We start from the raw sequence: 19,098 nt of genomic DNA on the forward strand, positions 1-19,098 counted from the left end.
CAAGGTCCAGGGTCCAGACCTCATGGTTCTGCGCGAGCAGCACCGCGTTGGACAGACCCACGTAACCCGTACCGACAACAGCAATCTTCACGACGAATCCTCTCGATCTCTGCGGCGCGCTCGCCTCTGCGGAGGCTCGGCGCGTGCGGTGCTCCGGTTCAGAACGGGGCGCCTTCCCGCCTGTACAGGTCAGCCGCCGACCGCGGCGGTGAACGGGCGAAGCTGCCTTTCCAGCGCCGGCTGGAGCGTCTTGGCGAACGTGTCGGTCACGTGGCTGCTCCCGTCCCGGTAGACGAACACGGAGCCCACGACGGCGGGGCAGCGGTCGTCAGTGCAGAAGCGGTCACCGAGGTCTGCCAGCGTCACGTCGTCCGCACCACGTGCGGCCTCATGGAAGTAGTCCGGCAGGGAGAAGGCCTCGGCGCGGTCGACACCGCACGACGCGGTGTCCGACGACGTCGTGACGCACTCGCGAGCGTCGTTGGGCATCCTCGGGGTGTCCGCGAGGACTGCTACGGGAAGGCCTGCGGCAGTCAGCTCTGCCCACCGGTCGCGGAAGCCGCCCACTGCGACGCCGCGGTCCGGATCGCCACCTTCGTCGACGAACAGGTAGCCGGCCCGGGAGGACGTCAGCACCCCGTCGAAGCCCCCGGTCAGGATCCGGTCGAGAACCTCGTCGTTCCAGGTGATGCAGGTGGCCTCCTCGAAGTTCGACTCCAGGTCTTCCACGGCCGCCGTGAACGGGCAGGCGCCCTTGAAGTAGAGGGTGATGCGCCAGCCGTTGGCCTTGGCTATCTCGGACACGGGCGTGGCCCACTGGGCGAGGTGGGAGTCGCCCACCATGGCGATGGAGTGCTCACCGTCAGGGTCGCCGAGCACGCACTCGAGCACGCCTTCGCCCTCGGGCTGGACCCTGCACTCGTCCGTGTAGACGGGCGGCAGGTCCTCCTTGGCGACGGCCGGCTCCGGCACGATCTCGGTGACGGAATCGGGGGAGCAGATGGACCCGTCCGGCTGGATCGCGGCGGCGCCGAAGCACTCCGTGCCGATCGCCTGTTCAGCCAGCTGCTCGCTCTCCCGCTCCTGCGCGTTGATGACCGACACACCGATGACCGGCGCAGCCAGGGCGAGGGCTGTCGTGCCGGCCAGCACGGCGTACGTCACGCGCGGGCGCCTGGCGGCCAGGACGGGCGTGCGGCGCACCGGGTCCTCGACGTACAGCTTGGTCAGCCAGGCGAGCACCAGGGTGGCGACGAGGATCACCAGCTTGTGGCGGTAGTCGAGCTCGCCGCCGAGCACGAACGGAAGGATCACGATCGGCGGCCAGTGCCACAGGTAGATCGAGTACGAGTTGTCGCCCAGCCACCGGACGGGTGCCAGGTTGTAGAGCCGGGTCGGTGCGAGGCGGTGGTTCGACTCGCCCGCCGCGACGACCAGGAGCACGCCGGCCACCGGCAGGAGGGCCGCGACACCCGGGAACGGTGTCCCGCTGCCGTAGGCGAAGGTGGACACGACGAGGGCCGCCACGCCCGTCCACGACACGATGGCGGAGAGCCCGCCCCGGTTCGCGAGGGTCGTGCTGACGAAGGCCAGGAGCGCGCCGGCGCCGAACTGCCAGGCGCGGGTCGGGGTCACGAAGTACGCGGCGGCCGGATCCGTGGCAGTCAGCACGATCCCGTAGATCAGGGAGGCGACGGTCGTCACGGCGAGGACGGCGAAGATCATCGACCGGCGGGACTTCCCGGCCCGGGCGGCGAGCCACATCGCGCCGACGATCAGGAGCGGCCAGACCAGGTAGAACTGCTCCTCGACGCTGAGCGACCAGTAGTGCTGGACCGGTGAGGCGGCGTTCTCAGCGGCCAGGTAGTCGACGGCCTGTGCGGCGAGGGCCCAGTTCAGTACGTAGACGGTCGCCGCGATGGTGTCCTGCAGGAACGTCTGCCACAGCTCGCGCGGCACGACCGCGATGACGGCGACGGCGGAGACGACCACGACCACCAGCGAGGCAGGCAGGAGCCGCCGGACACGTCGCGCCCAGAACTGCGCCAGGTCGATCTTCGCAGTCCGGTCCACCTCCCGCAGGAGGTGGGAGGTGATCAGGAAGCCGGAGATCACGAAGAAGGCGTCGACCCCGATATAGCCGCCCGGCACATGCATCGGCCAGAGGTGGTAGAGCACCACCGCCATCACCGCGAAGGCGCGGAGCGCCTGGATGTCCCCTCGCACGCCACGGGCGGCTTTCATACGACTCGTCACTTCATACCTTTCGGCACACGCGGTGTGCGCGGGCCTTCGACTTTTGGCTGCCGGAGAGCCCGCTGTGCGGGTCTCGGCGGCTGCGAGCATACCAACGGGGTCGTTCGGTCGGCGTCCGCGCAGTGGGCCGGGCGTGCAGTGGGCCGGGCGTGCAAAGACGCTACAGTAGTCGGGTGCTATCCAGGACGTGGGGCCGCTCCCGGAACCGGCAAGGCACCTCATTCGATAGGGTCGCTCCAGCTTCCGCCCCTACCACCAGAGGTTAGGTCATGCCCGACCAGGCATCCCCATCAGCGATCGTCATCATCCCAGCACGCGGCGGTTCCCAGGGTGTCCCCCTGAAGAACCTCGCACGGGTGGACGGCATCACGCTCGTCGGGCGGGCGGTCCAGGCCTCGCTCGCCGCTTCATCGGTGGCCGAGGTCATCGTCTCGACGGACCATGACGAGATCGCAGCCGAGGCTCGGCAGCACGGAGCGCGCGTCGTGGCCCGCCCCGCGGAGATCGCGGGTGGCACCGCGTCGTCGGAGTCGGCCCTGCTGCACGTCCTCGACCGGGTCGAGGCCGGCGACGGCGGCCTGCCCGCCCAGGAGATCCCGCCCGTGACGGTGCTGGTGCAGTGCACCTCACCGTTCATCGACCCGGAAGACCTCGACACCGCGATCCGCCGGGTCACCGCGGGCGAGAAGGACGTGGTGGTGGCGGTGTCCGAGACCCACGACTTCCAGTGGCGGATCGACGACGGTGTCGCCAGCCCCGTAGGACACACCACCGAGTACCGGCCGCGTCGCCAGGAGCGGGCGCCGCACTTCCGGGAGACCGGTGCCTTCTATGTGATGAGTACGGAAGGGTTCCGCGCAGGCAGCACGCGGTTCTTCGGCGACGTCGGCATCCAGCCGGTCGCCTCCGAGTGGGCCATCGAGATCGACGAGCCCCGCGACCTCTGGCTCGCGCGGCAGCTCGTCGACCAGGACGTCGACGCGGCCCGGCAGCCGCTCGACGTCGACGCCCTCGTCACAGACTTCGACGGCGTGCACACCGACGACCACGCGTTCGTCGACCAGGACGGCACCGAGCAGGTTCGAGTGAGCCGCGGCGACGGCATGGGCGTCGCCCTCCTGCGCCGCACGGGCCTGCCGATCCTCATCCTGTCGACGGAGACCAACAAGGTGGTCGCCTCGCGCGCTGACAAGCTGAAGGTGCAGGTCATGCACGGTGTCGAGAACAAGGCCGCTGCTCTGCGGGCCTGGATCGCCGAGCAGGACCTCGACCCGGCGCGCGTCGCGTACGTCGGCAACGACGTCAACGACCTCGCCGCCATGGCGATCGTCGGCTGGCCGGTCGCGGTTGCGGACGCGCGCCCTGAGGTCAAGGCTCAGGCGAGGCTAGTACTGTCCCGCGAGGGCGGGAACGGTGCGGTTCGTGAGATCTGTGACCGTATACTCGCTGCGCGTCCGGGTGCAGCGACCTTCCTCAGCACGGCAGCTGCCCAGACCCCCGTCGTCACCGGTTAGTCCCGACGACACGTAACAGCACTACCCTGTGCTCGACCCTTTCGGAAGGACCTTCTTATGAGCGCGACGAACGCGCAGCCCGCGCCGGTCACCATCGGCGACCTGCAGGTGGGCGCCGACCAGCCCGTGTACGTGATCGGTGAGATCGGCATCAACCACAACGGTGACGTCGAGATCGCCAAGAAGCTGATCGACGTCGCGGTCGAGGCCGGATGCCAGGCCGTGAAGTTCCAGAAGCGCACTCCGGAGATCAGTACTCCGAAGGACCAGCGCGACAAGATTCGTCAGACGCCCTGGGGCGAGATGACGTACCTCGAGTACAAGTACAAGGTTGAGTTCGAGGAGCCGGAGTACACGGAGATCGACGCGTACGCCAAGGAGAAGGGCGTGCAGTGGTTCGCGTCTCCGTGGGACGCGCCGTCGGTGGACTTCCTGGAGAAGATGGGCGTGCCGACCCACAAGGTCGCCTCCGCCTCGGTCACGGACCACGAGATGCTTCGCGCACTCGCCGCGACCGGCAAGCCGATCATCCTCTCGACCGGTATGTCGACGCTCGAGCAGATCGACGCCGCCGTGGAGATCCTGGACACGAGCAAGCTCGTGATCCTGCACTCCACGTCGACCTACCCGCTTCCTCCCGAGGAGGCGAACCTGCGCACCATCACGACGCTGCAGGAGCGCTACGGCGTGCCCGTCGGCTACTCGGGCCACGAGACCGGTCTGCAGATCTCGATCGCGGCAGTGGCGCTGGGCGCCGTCGCCGTGGAGCGGCACATCACGCTCGACCGTTCCATGTGGGGCTCGGACCACGCCTCCTCGCTCGAGCCCAAGGGCCTCGAGAACCTCGTGCGGGACATCCGCATCCTCGAGAAGGCTCTCGGCGACGGCCAGAAGCGCGTCATGCCCGGCGAGTTCTCGCCGATGTCGCGGCTGCGCCGCGTCGACGCCTGAGACGAAGGTGGAGCGAAGGGTGAGGGCCGAGGTACGAGGCACTCGCCCGGAGCGGAACCGCAGGCTCGGGCGTGTCATCCGGGTCTGAGACGAAGGTGAAGCGAAGGGTGAGGGCCGAGGTACGAGGCACTCGCCCGGAGCGGAACCGTAGGCTCAGGCGTTCGAGCACTGCCTGAGCCGAACCCGCAGGAACTAGTTCATCGTCGGAGGCGGGCGCCGCACGCGCGGTGCCCGCCTCCGATGTTCCCGGATCCGGCAGGACCGGAACCCGGGCCGAACCGGCCCGGTCATCGTGAGAGGGAGCCACGTGCCCGAGCGGGTTGAGGCGGCAAGCATGCCGTTGGTGACGGTAGTCGCCGTCGTACGTGATGAGGAGCCGTACCTCGACGCGATGGTGCGTTCGATCCTGGGCCAGGACTATCCGCACCCTCTGCACATGGTGCTCGCGGTGGGCCCCTCGAAGGACCGGACCCGCGAGATCGCCGAGAAGCTCTCTGTCGAGACCGGCCGCGTCACCGTGGTGGACAACCCGACCGGTTCGAAGCCGCTCGGCCTGAACGCGGGTCTCGAGCGGATGCCGGAGGGGCACTCGATCTTCGTCCGGGTCGACGGCCACACCGTGGCAGAGCCCACGTACGTGCGCCGCGCGGTGGAGGCGCTCCAGACCGCCGGAGCCGACGGCGTCGGCGGGCAGATGCTTCCCGTCGGTGACACGCCCGTCCAGAAGGCCGTCGCACGCGCGATGACCCACCCGGCCGGCCTCGGTGCGGCATCGTTCCACACGGGCGGCAGCGCCGGACCGGCCGAGACGGTCTACCTCGGTACCTTCCGCCGTGACGCGCTGGAGCGTGTGGGTGGATACTCTCCCGTCTACGTCCGCGCCCAGGACTGGGAGCTGTGCCTGCGTCTGCGGAACAGCGGCAGCCTCCTGTGGTTCGATCCGTCGCTGGTGGTCGAGTACAAGCCACGCCGCACGCTGGGCGCCGTCGCCACGCAGTTCTGGCGCACCGGCATGTGGCGCCGTGAGGTCGTCCGCCGGAACCCGGGTACCGCGAACCTGCGCTACCTGGCCCCGCCGACCGCCGTGCTCGTGCTCAGCGTCTCGATCCTGCTGGCCGTCGTCGGTGCCGTGGTCGGCTGGCTTCCCATGACGCTGATCGGCCTGGTCGCGCCCGCCACGTATCTGCTCGGGGTGCTCGCGGCCTCGGCGCACGCCGCGACCCGTCGCCCGCGGCTCGACCTGAGCTCGGCCCTGACGCTGCCCGTCACGCTGGTCACCATGCACATGGCGTGGGGCGCGGGTTTCCTGCGCGGCCTTACCGAACGGGTACGGACCGACGACGGCGTCTGACCGCGGCTGCTGGGGCGCTCACGCGGAGTGAGCGCCCCAGCAACGGCACCGTTCAGCTGTGCAGGCGGCGTCGTGCGATGACGAGTGCCGCGCCGGCGGCAACGAGCAGCGCGGCGACGCCGGCCGTCAGCAGCGCTGCCTCGGGGCCGGTCGCGGCGAGCTCGTCGTCGGAGCCGCCGCCTTCCGCCACACCGATGCCGCCGTCACTGCTGCCGTCGTCACTGTTGCCGTCGTCACCGTTGCCGCCGTCGTCCTCGAGGCACGGGTCGTCGGCCTGGAAGGGAAGCTTGACCAGCGCCTCGTGTGCGTCCTGGCCCGAGCCGGTGCTGATCGAGAAGATCGGGTCGTGGACGTCGGGCAGATCGGCTCCCGAACCGATCGGGCCGATCGGGCTCGTCATCCCCGGCGTGCTGCCGTCCCAGGCGAGGCGACCGGACAGCTCGTTCCCCTGGTAGACGTCGTGCCCCCGAAGGGCCTCGTCCTTGGTGTACGGGAAGACGGAGACGGTCGTGTCCTCGGTGGCCCACCACGCGTCGATGTCGTACACGAGATAGCCGGTACCGTCCGCGCACTCGGTCGCGAGCGTGACCTGCGTCTCGTCGTCATGGTTGCAGTTCGGGAAGGCCATGTCGGCGACCGGGACCCTGATCTGGTCGGTCGGGCCGTACTCCGGGACGCGGAAACCGGGAGGGAAGTCGTCGTAGCCCGGGTCGACCCAGGGATCGCTGAAGAACCAGTCGGCCCACTCGTACCCCTCGGCGAGCGTGGCGACGAACACGCCGTCCTCGAGGGTGTAGGTGACGCCTTCCGTGTTCTCCGGGAGCACGAGGTCGTCGCTCGGATCGGTGTCACACGTGAAGGTGGGCACCTCCAGGCCGGCCACGGAAGGCCGCTCGGCCGGTGTCGTCGCTGATGGCTCAGCGCTGGGCGAGGCCGACGGCGACGCGGAGACGTCCGGCACGGGGGAGATGCTCGGTGCGGGAGATACGGACGGTGACGGCGACGGCGACTCGTCGAGAGCAGCCGCCGTGCTGGTCCCGGCGATCAGGAGCGAGAAGGCAAGAGCCGTGGTGCCGATGAGGACACGCTTCATGGGATCTTCCTGACGTAGGGCACGGAGCCTGGTCAAGGCTCCCGACCGACGTTATGCCCAGCGCGTCGGCCGGGCAACGAAGATGTCGCCCGACCGAAACAATTCACCCTGGTTTCAGGCTCGGCTCACCGGGTGGGGCGAGTCACTGGTTCGCGAGCGACGGTGCTACCCGGCCGAGCATCCGCTTGACCGGCCGCCCGACGACCAGGATGGCCCGGTAGGCCGGTGCGGGCAGCACGGACTGCAGCACCACCCGCAGGTGCCGCGGCCACAGCCACGGCCGCACGTCCGGCAGAGGACGCAGCTCGCCGGCCGCGCGCTGCGCGGCGAGGCGCGAGACGGTCCCTGGCAGCTCCGAATCCGTGCTGTGCAGGTAGTTCTCGTCGAGCCACGCGGCGTCGGTCACGGGCCCCTCCTCGCGGAAGAGCTTTCCGGCGTCGGCCAGCGAGACCAGGCAGCCGCTGCCGGTGAAGGGCTCGTTGAGCAGCTCCTCGGCGACGCCGAAGTCGTCGACGAGCGCGGTCGGCAGCTTCAGCGCCAGGGACTCGAGCGCGGCCGTCGAGCTCACCGTCACGAGAGCCGTGCCGGGCTGCAGCCACTCGGCCATGGGTCCGTCGACGAAGCGCAGGGTTCCGACGGCGTGGCCGAGCCGTGCGTGCTCTGCCTCCCACAGGTCGTCGTAGGGGTGCTCCTCGTTGTGCGTCTGTCGTTCGCCCTTGCGGGCGCGAAGCTTGACGATCACGTCGAAGCCCTCGGCGGCGATGTTCGCCAGGCCGTCGAGCAGCCGCAGGCGTTCGGCGCGCCCGGCAGGCACCTTGGCCTGCGCGGCGAAGACGACGCGGTCGATGGGCCGGGGAGTCATCGCCGCGTGCCGCTCCAGGAACGGCAGGTGGGCCAGGACCACCTGGGGCTCGACGCCGTGCGCGGCGAACGCGTCCTGGTAGGCCAGCCGCTCCCTGCGGCTGTGCACCACGAACGCGTCGCACCAGCGCCGCCACGCCGTCCCGCGCGGGGTAGCCGGCAGGGCCATCCCCGGCAGCCCGGTGACGAGCGCCGGCCGACGCCTCGGGTCCGCCCGGACCACGGCGCGTGCGATCATCTCCGCGATCGGTCCGGTAGCGGCGACCAGCACGACGTCAGGCCTGACGTCCCTGACGTGGGCCTGCAACGCGCGCAGGCCGAGCACGCGCGGCCGCACGATCGAGGATCCGGCGACGGCGGCCGCGATCTGGCTCGTCGTCGGCACGATCGGGGTGCTGATGAGCACCGCAGAACGGTCAAGTGGCGCTTCGGGGTCACCGAGGCTGTCGAGCGTGGAGCACGCCCACTTGAGGTAGGAGTCGCTGTCCGCGACGGCGAGCACGCGGATGGTCATCCGTGGTCCTCCGGGTTGGTCGAGTCGGGTCCGGTCCTGGCGGCGTGCGTCTCCGCCGCGAGCCGGAGCACGCTCGAGAGGTGGGCGCGCAGGCTCGGCGTCGCGCGATCGGTCCACCAGCTGTCCGGCACGGCCTGGGGGCTGACCGCCACGCCAGCGGGGGCGAGGATGGTGGTCAGGAGCACGGCTGCCGTGGATGGAAGACTGACGACGCGCTGCGATGCCGTCATGCCGCGCAAGCGTAGCTCGACCGGGGCACCCGCCGCGTCGAGCACGAGCCCGTCGACGCTCGAGAGCCTGTTCAGCACCGCCTCGGGCTCCCGGCGATGGGGCAGATAGCGCAGCGGTCCGTCTGCCGCGAGCGACCGGACCCAGTCGACGTAGCGGTCGGCGTCGATCAGCCCGTCGCCGGCGAGCGCGGAGCCGATCACGACGGTCGGCTCGGACGGGGCATCGGCAGCCGGGACCTGGGCGAGCCAGGAGAACGTATTGCGTACCAGCTCGAAGCCCATCGCCAGCAGGCGGTCGCTGACCGCGACGTCGAGCGGAAGAGCTGTGAACAGGGTGGCTCGTCCGTCGGCGGCCAGGCTGCGCAGCCTGCGGGCGGCGACGGTCCCCAGGCTGCGCCGCGCCGCGCCGGCCGTGGCCCGGGGACGGATCAGGGGTTCGCGTTCCGCGATACGGCGGGCCAGGTCGAGCGTGGCGAGCCCGTCGTCGACGAGGACCACCTGGGTCAGGCCCCTGCGCAGGGGCGCTGTCGCCTGGAACAGCCCGGAGAAGGCGTCGCCCACCAACCAGACCGGTTCGTTGGCGGTGAGGGCGGCGCGCCGTCCGGTCAGCTCGGCCGAGAGGCCGCCGGGGAGCCCGAAGCCGCGCACCGCGTCGAGGGCGTTGCCCAGCGAGGGGACGTCGTCGCGCACGTGGACCCGCGTCGGGTTTCCGCCAAGGCCCGCGGCATGGGCTTCAATGGTGCAGAGAAGCTGGAGCGGCGACTCGACCAGTGCACTAGCGGTCCGCATCGGATGTGGCGGGTTGTGGTGGGCGGTCGGCACGTCGGGCAGTCTCTCACGGTCGGGGACCACCAGGCCTCGCCAGGCGATGGTCCGAGGTTCCCTACCAACCTGGTAGGTTTCCGGGCCGACCCGCTAGGATTTTGACGGCCGGTTCCACGCCGGCCCGCCCTCCACAGACAGGTATTCCACCCACCGTGACCACACCTACCACCGATGCGACCGCAGCCGGTGTCCGCCCTGCTCGAGGCGGTACGCCAGAACCGCCGCCGCCGCTGGCCCCCGACACGACCTCGGCCGAGCGGCTGGCCATGGCAGAGCAGTACGGCCTGCGTCCCCTGAACGTCCGCCCACCACTCGGGGAGTACATCCGCGACCTGATGGGTCGCTGGTCCTTCATCCGGGTCCTGGCCACGTCGACCGCATACGCCAGGAACCAGACCAACTATCTCGGTCAGCTCTGGGCGGTGCTGAACCCGATCCTCAACGCTGCCGTCTACGTGCTGATCTTCGGCATCCTGCTGGGCGTCACCCGCGACATGGGCAACTCGATCGCGTTCATCGTGGTCGGCGTCTTCACCTACCGTTTCATCGAGTCGTCGGTGACCGGTGGCGCCAAGTCGATCAGCGGCAAGACGCAGCTCCTGCGGTCCCTGCACTTCCCGCGGGCCGTCATGCCCATCTCCACCGTGCTGTCGCTGCTCGCGACCCTCATACCCGCGCTCGCGGTCATGTGCGTCATGGTGCTGCTGAGCGGATACATCCCGGGCTATCAGACGATGAAGGTGACCTGGTGGTGGCTGCTCCTGCCCGCGGCCGTCGTGCTCCTGTGGATCTTCAACACCGGTCTCGCGTTCATGATGGCCCGTGCCGTGGCCACGACACCGGACCTGGACAACATCATCGGTTTCGTGATGCGGGTGGTGATGTACGGGTCGGGCGTGATCTTTCCGCTCGCCGGGTACATCGAGAGGATGGGGGTGTCGGACACCGTCAAGGGGATCCTTGGTGCGGTGCTCGAGCACCAGCCGGTGGCTGTGTACCTCTATCTCGTGCGGTCCTGCCTGACGCAGGAGGAGAGCATCCCGCAGAGCGGCCTGATGTGGGCGCTCGGGGCCGTGTGGGCAGTGTTGTTCTTCGTGATCGGCTTCGTCGTGTTCTGGCGGGGCGAGGAGAGGTACGGACGTGACTGAGGCCGACGCACACATGGACTTCGACCTCGAGCTGGAGCCCGACGACCTGGACGAGGAAGCTCCCGAGGCTCCGATCGGTGACCCCTGCCTGGTGGTGGACGACCTGCACGTCGTCTACCGCGTGGTCGGCAGCCGTGCCAGAAAAGAGGCGGAGAAGGGCGCGGAGGTCCGTGAGGCGCAGACCAAGCCCTCCTTCGTGAAGCGACTCGTCACCGCCAGCCGCCAGCACACCGGCGGGGTGAGCGAGGTGCATGCGGTCCGCGGCATCTCGTTCACCGTGCGGCACGGTGAGTCCGTCGGCATCGTCGGTATCAACGGCTCGGGAAAGAGCACGCTGCTGCGCGCGATCGCCGGCCTGATGCCGCCGTCGTCGGGGAGCGTGCACGTGTCGGGTGAGCCGTCGCTGCTCGGCGTCAACGCGGCGCTCATGCCGCAGCTGACCGGCGAACGGAACATCATGATCGGCGGCCTGGCTCTCGGTCTCACACCCAAGCAGGTCGAGGAGCGCTTCGACGAGGTCGTGGAGTTCGCGGGGATCGGTGACTTCGTGTATCTCCCGATGCGGACGTACTCCTCGGGCATGGCCGCCCGGCTGCGCTTCGCCATCTCGTCGTCGGCTTCCCCGGACATCCTGATGATCGACGAGGCGCTCGCCACCGGTGACGCCGCGTTCAAGGCGCGGTCGAAGGCGCGGATCGAGGACGTGCGCCAGAACGCCGGGACGGTGTTCCTCGTCAGTCACTCGATCTCGACGGTCGAGGCCATGTGCACCCGGGTCCTGTGGGTCCATCAGGGAAAGCTCGTGATGGACGGCCCGACGCACGAGGTGGCCGAGCGGTACAAGGACTACGTCCGGAGCTTGCGGCCGGTGGGTCGCAAGGGCGGCAAGGGCGGCAAGGGCGGCGGCAGGGCGGGCGGCCGGAACGGGAAGGGCGCCCGGAAGGTGGGCGTCGGAGGAGCGACCGGCAGCTGAACGTACGGAGGGCCGCGGCTGTGGAGCCGCGGCCCTCCGTGCACTCACCCGGCCTGACCGAGCAGGCCCGGGACCGGGCGGGTGGTCAGTGCGATGCGACCAGGTCGATGAGGGACGCGTGGTCCCGCTCGAACCGTGCGGTGTACTCGTCGTACAGGATCTGGTCGACGCCGTTCGCGTCGCGGAGCCTGCGTACGGCGTCGGACTCGTCGTCGGTCCGCTCAGGCTGACCCGATCTGCCCCGGTGGCCCACGCGGTCGGCGGTGTACGAGCCGGTCGAGGCAGTCGCGGCGATGTGGCTGGCCTCGAGGTGCCGCATGGTTCCGACCAGGTGGAACCGCTCGTCGAGCGTCTCACGACACATGCGCAGCAGGTCGTTCTCGCTCAGAGCGGCGGTCGCCTCGAGCCAGAACATGTCCTCCTCGGCACGGACGGACTCGAACGTGCCGGAGCCCGAGAAGCGCTTGCGATAGGTGCTGGACAGGTCGGGGTGCGTCGTGACGATCTGGCGGGCGAGCATGTTCGTCATGCGCTGCTTGATCGTGTAGTCGATGTGCTGGTCGAATGTCGGGGACTCGTCGCGCGTCGGCAGGATGCCGGGGGTCGAGAGGCGCTTGAAGTACCCGGACCTGATCTGCGACACCGGGTCGCGGAGGACCGTGAAGTGGCTGAGCTCTCGGCCGGGCAGCTGAAACGCGAACGGGTGGTGCTGGTGGACGAGCATCAGCCGTGCGGTGTCCTCCGTCGACAGCTGCAGGGCGTGCTCCATCTGCAGCAGGCCGTAGCGCCGGTTGATCTGCACCATGCGGCCCCACGGGATGATGCTCTTGAGCGACACGATCATGCTGGTGCCGCCGCAGAACGGCAGATGGAAGAACACGGGCAGCACCGTGCCGCTGGGCGCCTGCTCCCGCAGCCGCGCGAACTCCTTGGAGAGGGCGTCGTCGCCCCAGACCGTCAGGTTCGATCCGTCCTCCGGGAAGTGCTCGTCGAGGCGCTCGACGAGGGAGCGGGCCAGGTCTTCGCGGCCGGACCCCGCGAGCGCAGTGACGACGACCAGCCAGTCCTTGCGCTGCGGGCCGTTGGTGACGAACTCCGGCTCGATGTCGACCACCTCGTCGAACCTGCCGGCGGCGGCCAGCAGCGCGGGCAGCCAGGCCCGGGCCGGCTTGTTGCGGAACGTGGTGGCCAGCGTCGAGATGACGGCGATGATCAGACCGTCCCAGTCGCTGAACCGCTTGGACAGCGCCCGGCGGTGCAGGGACTTCACCGCGCTGGACGGGATCTCCTCGCCGCGGGCATGCCGGACCATCAGGTCCGAGAATTCTTGGAGCACATCGTCCCGGCGGTTACGACTGGTCACCTCGGGGCCGAAAGCGCTCCGGAACTTCGCGCCGGTCACCTTGCCCCGCGCGAACCCTTGTCGCCAGTCCAGTGTTCTCGTCGTAGTCATGCAGTGGTCTCCAGGTTGGTCGGGTCTCTTCCAGTGCCGGGCCGTTGCGGAGGCTCGAGCGGAGCGCCTCTCACCCGGCGGTTCCAAGGTGGGTACGAACGGTGCTCACGGCCTCCTCCATGGACAGCACGGAGGTGTCGATGACGAGGTCGGCGTCATCGGGGGTCTCGTAGGGCGAGGAGATACCCGTGAAGTCGGGGATCTCGCCGGCGCGTGCCCGGGCGTAGAGGCCCTTGCGGTCGCGCGCCTCGCACACCTCCAGCGGCGTGCTGATGTGTACCAGGACGAACCGCGCACCCGTCTCCTCCGCCAGGGCCCGCACCGTGGCCCGGCCTGACGCGAACGGTGCGATCGGAGCAGCCACGGCGATGCCGCCGTGCTTGGCCACGAGCGCAGCGACGTAGCCGATGCGCTCCACGTTGGTCTCGCGGGACTCGCGGTCGAACCCGAGGCCCTTTGACAGGTGGTGGCGTACGGCGTCGCCGTCGAGCAGGGTCGTCCGCAGGCCGTCGTCCTCGAGCTCGGCCGCCAGGGCGCGGGCCACCGTCGACTTGCCCGAGCCGGACAGGCCGGTGAAGAAGACGACGGTGCCCCTGCGGCGGTCGGCCGCCGCTGCGCGCACCACCTCGGCGGCAGAGGCCGGCGGGTAGAGAGCGGCTACGGCGTCGTCCAGCACATGGGGGAGGCCGGAGACGGCAGTGGCGGTAGCAGCGGTGCGCTGCGCGAGGAGCGGCCTGGCGTCCGCAGCGCCGTACGCGGCCGCGACCTCCTCGAGAGTCACCCCGCCGAGCCCGGACCACGGTAGGACCACCGTGCTCACCCGCGCTCGTGTGCGCTCGGTCAGGGCGACCGCGAGCCCTGCGGCCGCCCGTACGAGACCGGGGGCCCCGACCGGACCGGGCGCCGGGGTGCGGCGCGCGACCGGGACGAGGAGCAGCACGGTGCGGGCGTGCTCGGCCAGGGCGACGACGGCGTCGGTGTCCTGCCGTGTGGGCACCTCGGTGACGAGCAGGCCGAGCGGATCCGGAGCGCCGGCGTCGTCCCCGGCCGCCAGCTCCGCACGGACCTCCCGGGCGGGGCGTCGTACGGCGTCGTCCCACTGCGGGCCGATCGCCGGAGCGAGCGGTTTGAGCGGTTCGAGCGTGGCCCGCCCGCCGTCCGCCGGCAGGGTGAGGCGGGCCAACGGGCTGTTCTCCGCGTCTGTCAGGACGGCGCCCGCGGGAGCGTCCGGCCAGACGGTCGCGAGTACCGACGGCGCGACGGCTCCGCCGAGGGCCAGCTCGAGCAGGTCGAGCTGGTCGTCGGACAGGACGCGGGCGGGGAAGTCGGTCATTCGCGGCGGCTCGTTTCTGCTGGGTCGTCAGCTGGGCCGGCGGCCCGGCTCTGTGCTGGACCGTCCGCTGGGTCGTGGCCCTCAGCGTGCACTGCCGGAGCTGAGCGCGCCACGGGTGGCACTCCGAAGCGGCGCCTGACCCAGAACCAGATCAGGTTACCGCCGACCAGCGCGGCCACGGCGGCACCGAGGACGACGGGGATGCTCGCGCCCAGCAGCTTGAGCGCCGAGGCCAGCAGGAGGATCGCGAGGGCGCGGCGGATGATCCCGCCCGGTGCGCGCGAGGACACGTGCGCACCGAACCACGCGCCAGGGATGGCTCCGATGAGCAGGGAGGTCGTCAGACCGAGCGAGAAGTCGCCGTACAGGACGTGCCCCAGCGACGCCGCCGCGACGAGCGGCACCGCCTGGACCAGGTCCGTCCCGACCAGCTGCGACGCCTTCAGCGCCGGGTAGAGCAGAAGGAGGACGACGATGACGATCGATCCAGCGCCGACCGACGTCATGCCGACCAGGAGGCCGGCCACGGCGCCGAGAAGCGCAGTGGGGACGGGGCGCACCACGAGCTCCTGCGGGGCGGACGGCCGGGCGGGGCCCTCGCCGAACGCCGACCGGCTGCGGACCATCTGCAGAACCGCGCGGACCACGAGGCCACCGGACGCGATGAGCAGCGCGACGCCGAGGATCCGGAGGAGTGCGGCGTCGAGCGATTCCCCGAACGGCAGCACCTTGATCAGCAGGGCGCCGGAGAAGGCGGCGGGGACCGAGCCGACACACAGCCACAGGACGAGCTTGAGGTTCACCGTCTTGCGGCGGAGGTGCACGATCGCGCCGGCCGGCTTCATGAACAGGCTGGCGACCACGTCGCTGGAGACCGCCACGAGCGGATCCACCCGGAAGACGAAGATGAGCATCGGGGTCATCAGGGCGCCGCCGCCCATCCCGGTGAGCCCCACGATGAACCCGACGAGGAGCCCACCGACGATCAGTGCTGGGTCGATGCTCACGGGTGGGACCCCTCACGCTCGTCGCGAGGGGCCACGCCCCCGCCAATTCCGATGAACTCGGTCGGTTTAGAGGACATGCGTGTTCCCGGGTTCTCGATCAGCATGGAACTGGCCCTCTGACAATGCATCGCATGCACGAATGGTAGCCTCGGCGCGTTCGCCGGAGTTCACTCGGATACCGCTCGGAAGCCTCATTTCGGGCAGGGATCTCTCCCCCGTGAACCACACCAAGATTCCGCAGACCAGGAGATCGATGAACGCGCCGTCACCCATGCTTCCCTCGGCGTCGCTCGATGACGGCGCCCTCGCGCACGCACTGGCCTCGGGAGCCGCGGAGGTGCTCCTCGCGCTACGCGCCGAGGTGGCCGCCGGCGCCTCCTTCGTCGCCAAGGAGCTCAAGGACGCCGGCGACGCCGCGGCCCAGGCCTGGCTCGCGGCCGCGCTGGCCGGTGCTCGGCCCACCGACGCCGTCCTCTCGGAGGAGGCCAAGGACGACCTGGCTCGCACCGGTGCAGACCGGGTGTGGATCATCGACCCGCTCGACGGCACCCGCGAGTTCGCGGAACGGCACGCCGAGGGGGCCCTGGCCGGGCAGTGGCGCGACGACTTCGCCGTGCACATCGCGCTCTGGGAGCGCGGTCCCGGGCTGACGGTCGGCGCCGTAGCACTGCCGGCCCGCGGGCAGGTGCTGACCACGGCAGACGGTGCGGTGCCTGCTGGAGCCGGCAGCGCCGACGTGCTGTCCGGCAGCCGTCCGCTGCGGATCGCGGCGAGCCGCAGCCGTCCGCCCGAGTTCGTCGCGGCCCTGGCCGAACGGGGCGACGTCGAGCTCGTGCCGATGGGCTCGGCGGGCGTCAAGATGATGGCTGTCGCCGACGGTACAGTTGACGCTTACGTCCACGGCGGTGGGCAGTACGAGTGGGACTCTGCCGCACCAGTAGCCGTTGCCCGGTCCAGGGGAATCGTCTGCACGCGTCTCGACGGATCCGAGCTCGAGTACAACCGGGAGAGCCCCTGGCTCCCTGACCTGTTCGTATGCCCCCCGGCTCTGGCTCAGCGCTTGCGCGAGCTGCTCGACACCGTTGGTGTCGTGTCCGTGGTCGGGGCAGATAGCAAGGAAGGTGCCCAGCCGTGAAGAGTCACGTTCTGAGCCAGCTGCGCAGCCTGGAAGCCGAGAGCATCCACATCATGCGCGAGGTGGTCGCCGAGATGGAACGGCCGTGCCTGCTGTTCTCCGGTGGCAAGGACTCCATCGTCATGCTGCATCTCGCGGTCAAGGCGTTCGCGCCGGCGCGAGTCCCGTTCCCGATCATGCACGTCGACACAGGGCTGAACTTCCAGACCGTGCTCGACTGCCGTGACCGGTGGGTGGAGCGCACAGGAGTGCAGCTGGTCGTCGCCTCCGTACAGGAGGGGATCGACCGCGGTCTGGTCCAGGAGGAGCCCAACGGCTCACGCAACCGGATCCAGACGCCGGTGCTGCTGGAGGCCGTGGAGAAGCACGGCTTCGACGCCCTGTTCGGCGGGGGACGCCGCGACGAGGAGAAGGCCCGCGCCAAGGAGCGCGTGTTCTCCTTCCGCGACGACTTCGGCCAGTGGGACCCGAAGAACCAGCGCCCGGAGATCTGGAGCCTGTACAACGGCCGCGTCCACCAGGGCGAGTCCATCCGCGTGTTCCCGCTGTCCAACTGGACCGAGCTGGACATCTGGGCCTACCTCGAGGCCGAGGAGATCGACCTGCCGGACCTCTACCTCGCCAAGGAGCGCGAGGTCGTGGAGCGCGGCGGCATGCTCTTCGAGGTCAACGGCTTCACCCCCCTCAAGGAGGGCGAGACCGCCGAGGTCCGGTCCACGCGTTACCGCACGGTGGGCGACGCGAACCTCACCGCATGTGTCGAGTCCGCGGCAACCACGCTCCACGGCGTCGTCGAGGAGGTCGCGGCGGTCCGTCTCACCGAGCGCGGCGCCACGCGCGGCGACGACAAGGTGAGCGAGGCCGCCATGGAGGACCGCAAGAAGGAAGGCTACTTCTGATGACGACGACCTTGCCCGAGGACACGGGCACCTCCGAGACCCTCAACGAGGTCGTCAGCGGCGACCTCCTACGGTTCGCCACCGCCGGTTCGGTCGACGACGGCAAGTCGACGCTGATCGGCCGCCTGCTGTTCGACAGCAAGTCCATCTTCGCCGACCAGCTCGAGTCGGTGGAGCAGGTCAGCAAGGACCGCGGCAACGACTACGCCGACCTGTCGCTCCTGACGGACGGCCTGCGCGCCGAGCGCGAGCAGGGCATCACCATCGACGTGGCGTACCGCTACTTCGCGACGCCCAAGCGCAAGTTCATCATCGCGGACACGCCGGGCCACACCCAGTACACGCGGAACATGGTCACGGGCGCCTCGACGGCGGACGTGGCGCTGATCCTCGTGGATGCGCGAAAGGGTGTCGTCGAGCAGTCGCGTCGACACACGTTCCTCGCCACCCTGCTGGGCGTGCCGCACGTGGTGGTCTGCGTGAACAAGATGGACCTGGTCGACTACGACGAGCAGGTGTTCGAACAGATCCGTGCCGAGTTCACCGAGTTCGCGTCGCGCCTGCGGGTGCCGGACCTGACCTTCATCCCGGTGTCGGCCCTGGTGGGCGACAACGTCGTGACCCGGTCGGAGAAGATGCCCTGGTTCGACGGCTCGCCGCTGCTCAGCCACCTCGAGCGGCTGCACGTCGCCTCGGACCGCAACCTCGTCGACGTACGGTTCCCGGTGCAGTACGTGATCCGGCCGCAGCAGACCGACGCGCGCGACTACCGCGGCTACGCGGGCACCGTCGCGTCCGGCGTCATGAAGCCCGGCGACCGGGTGCTGGCCCTCCCCGCCGGCCTGGAGACGACCATCGAGTCGATCGACACGGCCGACGGTCCGGTCGCCGAGGCGTACCCGCCCATGTCGGTGACGGTGCGGCTGGCGGACGAGATCGACATCTCGCGTGGCGACATGATCTGCCGCCCGAACAACGCCCCGACGGTCACGCAGGACGTCGACGCCCAGATCTGCTGGATGGACGAGTCGGCGTCACTGGTGCAGGGCAAGAAGTACGCGATCAAGCACACCACCCGGTGGGCGCGCGCGATGGTGAAGACCATCAGCTACCGCGTCGACGTGAACACGCTGCACCGGGACGAGGAAGCCACGGAGATCAAGCTGAACGAGATCGCGCGCATCAAGATGCGCGTGACCAAGCCGCTCTTCGTCGACTCCTACCAGGCGAACCGCCAGACAGGCGCCTTCATCCTCGTCGACGAGGCGACCAACAAGACGGTCGCCGCCGGCATGATCGGCGGACCTGCTCACCAGTACTGAGGCACAGGACGGAACGTGACCGGTGGCCACGGGCCCCTGATACGCTCCGCTACGCCGGAGGGTCGCCGACTATGCGTCGGCGACCCTCCCATGCTGCGGAGATGCTGCCTGGTCCGGACACCACATCGCGACAACATCGGAGCCGTGCGGGCCAGGGCCGCACGCTGACCGGAGGTACCCCAGGTGACGGTCGTCTCGAGCTCGCTGGAGCCCTCGTCCGGGCCGGCGGATCC

At 69.8% G+C, this 19,098-nt stretch carries 15 protein-coding genes; 8 read left to right on the forward strand and 7 right to left on the reverse strand.

Annotated features, from left to right (window positions below; all coding sequences use genetic code 11):
• Positions 1 to 189: 189 nt before the first annotated feature.
• The gene (locus APR04_RS17850; RefSeq protein ID WP_253872529.1) at positions 190 to 2,244 is read right to left on the reverse strand and encodes an acyltransferase family protein; all 2,055 of its coding nucleotides are present in this window, start codon (positions 2,242 to 2,244) and stop codon (positions 190 to 192) included.
• Positions 2,245 to 2,525: 281 nt separating this feature from the next.
• Here APR04_RS17850 and APR04_RS17855 point away from each other — a divergent pair, with 281 nt between their 5' ends.
• The 3 genes from APR04_RS17855 (at position 2,526) to APR04_RS17865 (ending at position 6,072) form a co-directional block, all read left to right on the forward strand.
• The gene (locus APR04_RS17855; protein ID WP_253872531.1) at positions 2,526 to 3,770 is read left to right on the forward strand and encodes an acylneuraminate cytidylyltransferase; all 1,245 of its coding nucleotides are present in this window, start codon (positions 2,526 to 2,528) and stop codon (positions 3,768 to 3,770) included.
• A gap of 57 nt (positions 3,771 to 3,827) precedes the next feature.
• Positions 3,828 to 4,721, forward strand: a complete 894-nt coding sequence (locus APR04_RS17860; protein ID WP_253872534.1) for an N-acetylneuraminate synthase family protein — start codon at positions 3,828 to 3,830, stop codon at positions 4,719 to 4,721.
• A 334-nt stretch (positions 4,722 to 5,055) separates the two neighbouring features.
• Entirely contained in the window at positions 5,056 to 6,072 is a 1,017-nt protein-coding gene (locus APR04_RS17865) for a glycosyltransferase family 2 protein (protein ID WP_253872536.1), read from the forward strand.
• Between the two features lie 52 nt (positions 6,073 to 6,124).
• Here the strand turns inward: APR04_RS17865 and APR04_RS17870 are convergent, their stop codons facing one another.
• From APR04_RS17870 to APR04_RS17880, 3 genes are all read right to left on the reverse strand, one after another.
• Complete coding sequence (locus APR04_RS17870) at positions 6,125 to 7,165, reverse strand: LAVTG motif-containing sortase-dependent surface protein (RefSeq protein ID WP_253872537.1); 1,041 nt, start codon at positions 7,163 to 7,165, stop codon at positions 6,125 to 6,127.
• 142 nt (positions 7,166 to 7,307) lie between these two features.
• Positions 7,308 to 8,540 (reverse strand): DUF6716 putative glycosyltransferase, encoded by a 1,233-nt coding sequence (locus APR04_RS17875; RefSeq protein ID WP_253872539.1) that lies wholly within the window; start codon positions 8,538 to 8,540, stop codon positions 7,308 to 7,310.
• Positions 8,537 to 9,592, reverse strand: coding sequence for a hypothetical protein (locus tag APR04_RS17880; protein ID WP_253872541.1), 1,056 nt, complete (start codon positions 9,590 to 9,592; stop codon positions 8,537 to 8,539). The genes APR04_RS17875 and APR04_RS17880 overlap by 4 nt, the downstream gene beginning before the upstream one ends.
• Positions 9,593 to 9,747: 155 nt before the next feature.
• On the opposite strand from APR04_RS17880, the gene APR04_RS17885 reads away from it, so the two are divergent.
• Both APR04_RS17885 and APR04_RS17890 read left to right on the forward strand, forming a co-directional pair.
• Entirely contained in the window at positions 9,748 to 10,743 is a 996-nt protein-coding gene (locus APR04_RS17885) for an ABC transporter permease (RefSeq protein ID WP_253872542.1), read from the forward strand.
• On the forward strand, positions 10,736 to 11,716 hold the full coding sequence (locus APR04_RS17890; RefSeq protein WP_253872544.1) for an ABC transporter ATP-binding protein: 981 nt from the start codon (positions 10,736 to 10,738) through the stop codon (positions 11,714 to 11,716). Before APR04_RS17885 ends, APR04_RS17890 begins: the two co-directional genes overlap by 8 nt.
• Positions 11,717 to 11,801: 85 nt before the next feature.
• On the opposite strand, the gene APR04_RS17895 is transcribed toward APR04_RS17890, so the two are convergent.
• From APR04_RS17895 to APR04_RS17905, 3 genes are all read right to left on the reverse strand, one after another.
• Positions 11,802 to 13,169: a hypothetical protein gene (locus tag APR04_RS17895; protein ID WP_253872546.1), complete on the reverse strand. Its 1,368-nt coding sequence runs from the start codon at positions 13,167 to 13,169 to the stop codon at positions 11,802 to 11,804.
• Positions 13,170 to 13,239: 70 nt separating this feature from the next.
• The gene (gene cysC, locus APR04_RS17900) at positions 13,240 to 14,502 is read right to left on the reverse strand and encodes an adenylyl-sulfate kinase (RefSeq protein WP_253872548.1); all 1,263 of its coding nucleotides are present in this window, start codon (positions 14,500 to 14,502) and stop codon (positions 13,240 to 13,242) included.
• Positions 14,499 to 15,509, reverse strand: coding sequence for a sulfite exporter TauE/SafE family protein (locus APR04_RS17905; protein WP_253872551.1), 1,011 nt, complete (start codon positions 15,507 to 15,509; stop codon positions 14,499 to 14,501). Before APR04_RS17905 ends, cysC begins: the two co-directional genes overlap by 4 nt.
• Before the next feature lie 253 nt (positions 15,510 to 15,762).
• Between APR04_RS17905 and APR04_RS17910 the strand changes: the two genes are divergently transcribed.
• Genes APR04_RS17910 through cysN form a run of 3 tightly spaced genes read left to right on the forward strand, consistent with a single transcriptional unit; the run spans position 15,763 to position 18,865 of the window.
• Positions 15,763 to 16,644 carry a 3'(2'),5'-bisphosphate nucleotidase CysQ gene (locus tag APR04_RS17910; RefSeq protein ID WP_253872553.1) on the forward strand — a complete coding sequence of 294 codons (882 nt, stop codon included), beginning with the start codon at positions 15,763 to 15,765 and terminating at the stop codon, positions 16,642 to 16,644.
• Complete coding sequence (gene cysD, locus APR04_RS17915; protein WP_253872556.1) at positions 16,641 to 17,543, forward strand: sulfate adenylyltransferase subunit CysD; 903 nt, start codon at positions 16,641 to 16,643, stop codon at positions 17,541 to 17,543. Before APR04_RS17910 ends, cysD begins: the two co-directional genes overlap by 4 nt.
• Entirely contained in the window at positions 17,543 to 18,865 is a 1,323-nt protein-coding gene (gene cysN, locus APR04_RS17920) for a sulfate adenylyltransferase subunit CysN (protein ID WP_253872559.1), read from the forward strand. The genes cysD and cysN overlap by 1 nt, the downstream gene beginning before the upstream one ends.
• The last annotated feature ends 233 nt before the right edge of the window (positions 18,866 to 19,098 follow it).

The sequence above is a fragment of the Promicromonospora umidemergens genome (genome assembly GCF_024171995.1).
Lineage (GTDB): Bacteria > Actinomycetota > Actinomycetes > Actinomycetales > Cellulomonadaceae > Promicromonospora > Promicromonospora umidemergens.

Excerpts from the sequence above, each read along its gene's own strand:
- APR04_RS17850 (WP_253872529.1), bottom strand. The coding sequence starts at position 2,244 with ATGAAAGCCGCCCGTGGCGTGCGAGGGGACATCCAGGCGCTCCGCGCC.
- APR04_RS17855 (WP_253872531.1), top strand. The coding sequence starts at position 2,526 with ATGCCCGACCAGGCATCCCCATCAGCGATCGTCATCATCCCAGCACGC.
- APR04_RS17860 (WP_253872534.1), top strand. The coding sequence starts at position 3,828 with ATGAGCGCGACGAACGCGCAGCCCGCGCCGGTCACCATCGGCGACCTG.
- APR04_RS17865 (WP_253872536.1), top strand. The coding sequence starts at position 5,056 with ATGCCGTTGGTGACGGTAGTCGCCGTCGTACGTGATGAGGAGCCGTAC.
- APR04_RS17870 (WP_253872537.1), bottom strand. The coding sequence starts at position 7,165 with ATGAAGCGTGTCCTCATCGGCACCACGGCTCTTGCCTTCTCGCTCCTG.
- APR04_RS17875 (WP_253872539.1), bottom strand. The coding sequence starts at position 8,540 with ATGACCATCCGCGTGCTCGCCGTCGCGGACAGCGACTCCTACCTCAAG.
- APR04_RS17895 (WP_253872546.1), bottom strand. The coding sequence starts at position 13,169 with ATGACTACGACGAGAACACTGGACTGGCGACAAGGGTTCGCGCGGGGC.
- cysC (WP_253872548.1), bottom strand. The coding sequence starts at position 14,502 with ATGACCGACTTCCCCGCCCGCGTCCTGTCCGACGACCAGCTCGACCTG.
- APR04_RS17910 (WP_253872553.1), top strand. The coding sequence starts at position 15,763 with ATGAACGCGCCGTCACCCATGCTTCCCTCGGCGTCGCTCGATGACGGC.
- cysN (WP_253872559.1), top strand. The coding sequence starts at position 17,543 with ATGACGACGACCTTGCCCGAGGACACGGGCACCTCCGAGACCCTCAAC.